Origin of the sequence: Falsiroseomonas oryzae, assembly GCF_027856955.1 — a bacterium.
In the GTDB taxonomy this organism is placed as follows: Bacteria; Pseudomonadota; Alphaproteobacteria; order Acetobacterales; family Acetobacteraceae; genus Falsiroseomonas; species Falsiroseomonas oryzae.
On record NZ_JAPSMD010000451.1, the window covers coordinates 1 to 4,239 of the forward strand.

General features: G+C 71.0%; 4 protein-coding genes and 2 pseudogenes. 2 read left to right on the plus strand and 4 right to left on the minus strand.

All coding sequences use genetic code 11. From position 1 onward, the window contains the following. Positions 1 to 189, minus strand: a pseudogene (locus OZN99_RS26735) (response regulator); the annotation flags it as partial. A gap of 65 nt (positions 190 to 254) precedes the next feature. Here OZN99_RS26735 and htpX point away from each other — a divergent pair. Beyond that, on the plus strand, positions 255 to 1,214 hold the full coding sequence (htpX, locus tag OZN99_RS26740) for a zinc metalloprotease HtpX (protein WP_270938278.1): 960 nt from the start codon (positions 255 to 257) through the stop codon (positions 1,212 to 1,214). A gap of 59 nt (positions 1,215 to 1,273) precedes the next feature. Continuing rightward, a complete protein-coding gene (locus OZN99_RS26745; RefSeq protein WP_270938279.1) occupies positions 1,274 to 1,612 on the plus strand; it encodes a hypothetical protein in 339 nt (112 codons plus the stop codon). Positions 1,613 to 1,640: 28 nt separating this feature from the next. Here the strand turns inward: OZN99_RS26745 and OZN99_RS26750 are convergent, their stop codons facing one another. From OZN99_RS26750 to OZN99_RS26760, 3 genes and pseudogenes are all read right to left on the minus strand, one after another. After that, the gene (locus OZN99_RS26750) at positions 1,641 to 3,023 is read right to left on the minus strand and encodes an FAD-binding oxidoreductase (RefSeq protein WP_270938280.1); all 1,383 of its coding nucleotides are present in this window, start codon (positions 3,021 to 3,023) and stop codon (positions 1,641 to 1,643) included. Between the two features lie 147 nt (positions 3,024 to 3,170). Next, a complete protein-coding gene (locus OZN99_RS26755) occupies positions 3,171 to 3,776 on the minus strand; it encodes a DedA family protein (RefSeq protein WP_270938281.1) in 606 nt (201 codons plus the stop codon). Further along, positions 3,773 to 4,239: pseudogene (locus OZN99_RS26760) on the minus strand (ArnT family glycosyltransferase); the annotation flags it as partial. The gene OZN99_RS26755 and the pseudogene OZN99_RS26760, both read right to left, overlap by 4 nt.

The window sequence follows — 4,239 nt, forward strand, 5'->3', positions numbered from 1 at the left end:
GTCGCCGGCGGGCGGCACCTTCTCGCCGGGCAGCGGCGGCTCGATGGCCGGGGGCGGCTGCGCCGGGCCGGGGGTGGGCTCCGGCACCGGGCGGCCGGGGGCGGGGCCGGTGGGATCGCCTGGGGGGATGGGCAGCTGCGCCTTCTGCGGCGCACCGCCCCGGTTGCTGGTCTCGGTCATGGCGCTCATCTAGTGGCTCCGGGGCTCCTGTCGCGAGATCAACGCGCAGGGCCGGCATACGGGAGCGTCGGGACATGGCCGGTTATTTCCGCACCGCGCTGTTGCTGGCCGCGATGACCGCGCTGTTCGTCGGCGTGGGCTACGCGATCGGCGGCGAGCAGGGGATGGTGATCGCCTTCGGCTTGGCCTGCGCGATGAACCTCTTCGCGTGGTGGAACAGCGACCGCGTCGTGCTCGGCATGCACAACGCGCAGCCGATCGGGCCGCAGGATGCGCCGCGCCTCTATGAGATGACTGCCGCCCTGGCCGGCCGCGCCGGCCTGCCGATGCCCGCGCTCTACGTGATCCACGAGGACCAGCCCAACGCATTCGCCACGGGCCGCAGCCCGGAGAAGGGGGCGGTCGCGGTCAACACCGGCCTGCTGGACATGATGAGCGAACGTGAGGTGGCGGGCGTGATCGCGCACGAGCTGGCGCACATCAAGAACCGCGACACGCTGATCATGACCGTCACCGCGACGCTGGCGGGCGCCATCGGCATGCTGGCGCAGTTCGGCTTCCTGTTCGGCGGCCGCAGCTCCGACGGGCGGTCCAACCCCTTCGGCCCGATCGGCACCATCCTGCTGATCGTGCTGGCGCCGATCGCGGCGATGATCGTGCAGATGGCGGTCAGCCGGTCGCGTGAATACGAGGCCGACCGGATCGGCGCCGAGATCACCGGCGACCCGCGCGGCCTGGCCTCCGCCCTGCTGCGGCTCGAGGGCTACAAGCAGGGACGGGTGAACGAGGCCGCGGAGGCGAACCCCGCCAGCGCGCATCTCTTCATCATCAATCCGCTCTCCGGCCTGCGGATGGACGGACTCTTCTCCACCCATCCCGCCACCCAGAACCGCGTCGCGGCGCTGGAGGCGCTGGCCGCGCGGATCGGGCCGCCCTCCGATGGCGGGCCGCGGATCCCGGCGGCCCCGCCGCGCGTTGCGGGAGCACGGCCCGGTCCATGGAGCCCGGGCGGGCGCCGGAATCCCTGGGGGTGAAGGCTTCAAAGGCGTGCGACGTGGCCCAGCTATGTCGGCGCCGGAAAAAGGAACTGCCCATGGCGAACCCCGTCCACGCATGGCGTCGTCTTCCCGTCGCGGTGCGGTTCCTCGTCTCGCATGGGATGGTGGGCTTCGGCCTGTCCGCCCTCTTCGTCGCCGGGCTGCTGCTGACGGACTACACCGACGCGGCCAAGCTGCTGCTGAACTCGGCGGGGCATTGGTGGCCGGCCCTGGTGCTGTGGTTCTTCGTCGGGCTGACCTTCGGCAGCGTCCAGATCGGCGTTGCGACGATGCTGTTGGCAGACGACCCGCGGCAGCCGCCCCCGCGTCGCGGCAGCGGCGCGCCGTCCGACCTGGCGCTGGTGCCGCTGCGGGTGCGTGCCCGCCGCCGGTGAGGCGGGCACGCCGCATCCGGCACGGCGTTCAGGCGGCGGGCCTGATGTTCTGGTTCACCCGGAAAAGGTTGGCCGGATCGTAGTGCCGCTTCACCGCCGCGAGGCGCGGATAGTTGTCCCCGAAGCTCGCCCGGATCCGCGCCTCGCCCTCGTCGTCCATCATGAAGTTGGGATAGGCGCCGCCCAGGTCGAAGGGATGCACGGCATCCCAATAGGCCTTGGCCCAGCGCGTGACGGTGCCGGCCATCTGCGGGTTCGGGTCGATCCCGGCGATCACCATCGACCAGGTGGCGTCGCGGCAGTTCCAGGCCGTCGCGTCCTTCGCCACGCGGTGCACGGCGCCGTCGATGGGATAGAGGTGCATCAGCGACAGCTCGCTCGGCGTGCGCGCGGCCTGCTCCAGATGCGCCGCGATTGCCTCGTCCGGCAACGACTTCACGAAGTCGCCGCGCCAGTACCACTGCATGCCCTTCGGCATCAGCGGGTCGAACATGCTCTGCAGCGCCGGGTAGGGCATCATGCCCATCCAGTTGAACCACGGCTCCGGCAGCTGCTGCAGCAGCGGCGCGATCGCCCGGCGGCCTTCGCTCTCCTCACCCGCGTAGCAGCACATCAGCAGGCAGATGCGCTGGCCCCAATGCTGCTGGGGGAACGGCGCGGTGGAGGGCACGGTCTTCAGCCCGAGGAACACGCCGAGCTCCTCCGGCAGTCGCGGCAGCATGTCGCGGTAGCTCCGCATGACCTGCCGCGCGTGCGCCTGGTCCCACGCGATCGGCCCGGCGAAGACGGTGCTGACGGGGTGCGCCCTGAACAGGAAGCTGGTGACGACGCCGAAATTCCCGCCACCGCCGCGCAGCGCCCAGAACAGGTCCGGGTTCTGCGTCTCGCTGGCCACCGCGAAGCTGCCATCGGCCAGAACGACGTCGGCCTCAACCAGGTTGTCGATGGTCAGGCCGAATTTGCGAGACAGGTAGCCGTGCCCGCCGCTCAGCGTCAGGCCGGCGATACCGGTGGTGGAGATGATGCCGGCCGGTACCGCCAGGCCGAAGGCGTGCGTCGCATGATCCACGTCGCCCTGCGTGCAGCCTGCCTCGACGCGGGCCGTGCGCGCCTCCGGGTCCACGCGCACGCCGCGCATGCGCGAGAGATCGATCACCAGCCCGTCGTCCACGCTGCCCAGGCCCGGCCCGTTGTGGCCGCCGCCGCGCAGAGCAAGCGGCAGGCCGCTCTCACGGCCCAGGTTCACCGCGGCGATCACGTCCGCGACGTCGGCGCATTGCGCGATGGCGAGCGGCCGCTTGTCGATCATGCCGTTGTACAGCGCGCGCGCCGTGTCGTACTCGGCATCGCGTCGCCCGACGACGCTTCCGCGCAGTCGCGTACGCAGCGTGGCAACCACATCGTCGCTCATGGCCGTCCTCCCTCGGAAACGGAGCTGCTCGACCGGATGTGTTGCCGTCACTCTGCGCCGCAGGTCGTGCGCGACGCAAAACCTTTGCGTCCGACCCGCAACGCATTGCCGTGAACGCGGCGCCGCCGGCGGGCGGCGCCCGGGCCGTCAGGCGCGCTTGCGCACCCGCGTGGACCAGATGTGCCAGAAGTAGGTGGCGAGGATGCCGCCGACCACGACGTAGGAGAGCGGCTCGAACCAGCCCTCCACCTTGTCGTAGTGCTCCTCCATCCAGTAGCCCGCGGTGGTGAGGAACAGGATCCAGATCGTGCTGCCCAGCGCGGTCCAGAGGTAGAAGACGTGGCGCGGGATATGCGCCAGCCCCGCCGGTATCGAGATCAGCGTGCGGATGCCCGGCAGCAGGCGTCCGAAGAACAGCGCCACTGGCCCGTATTTCTTCAGCGTGGCCTCGGCCTTGTCGAAGTCCTTGTCGTCCACCGCGAACCAGCGCCCGTAGCGCGCGAACAGCGGGCGGATGCGCGCCGAGCCGATGGCCCGCGCGAGCTCGTACCAGAAGGCGTTGCCCAGCAGCGTCCCCACGATGCCGGCGATCACCGCCAGCATGAAGGACATCTGTCCCCGCGCCGCGGCGAAGCCCGCCAGCGGCATGATCACCTCCGACGGGATCGGCGGGAACAGGTTCTCCAGGAACATCAGCGCCAGTACGCCAGGCCATCCGCCTGCCGCGACAACGCCGGTCACCCACTCGATCATCCGCCTGCTCCGTAAAGGCTGATCGCGACCCGCCGGCCGCGCGAATAGTTGAAGCCGGCCAGCGAGCCATGCTCGCGCACCGTCAGGCCGAGCGCCGCTGCCTCGGCCCTGAACGCGGCTTCCTGCCGATCGGCCACGGCGACCACGCGACCCGGGCCAGCGGCCAGGAAACGCGCCGCGGCCGCGCCGTCCTGCAGCAGCCGGATCTCGGATCCCATGGCGAACATCAGTGACGGCTCGTGATACCCCACCGTGCCGAACCGCTCATCCGGCAGGCCGGGATGGGTCTGCCGCACCAGCTCCGCCAGCCGCGGCGAGATCCATGGCGCGGTCAGGTTCGGCAGCACCCCCTGCAGGATCACCCAGTTCAGCGGAATCGCGAACAGCACCGCCAGCAGCCCGGCCCGCGCCGGCTGCCCGGCCCGCAGCGCGCGCCACGCCACCACCGCCAGCGCCGCGGCCG

Bases quoted from the DNA above. Each gene is read 5' to 3' on its own strand.
- htpX (WP_270938278.1), top strand. From the start codon at position 255: ATGGCCGGTTATTTCCGCACCGCGCTGTTGCTGGCCGCGATGACCGCG.
- OZN99_RS26745 (WP_270938279.1), top strand. From the start codon at position 1,274: ATGGCGAACCCCGTCCACGCATGGCGTCGTCTTCCCGTCGCGGTGCGG.
- OZN99_RS26750 (WP_270938280.1), bottom strand. From the start codon at position 3,023: ATGAGCGACGATGTGGTTGCCACGCTGCGTACGCGACTGCGCGGAAGC.
- OZN99_RS26755 (WP_270938281.1), bottom strand. From the start codon at position 3,776: ATGATCGAGTGGGTGACCGGCGTTGTCGCGGCAGGCGGATGGCCTGGC.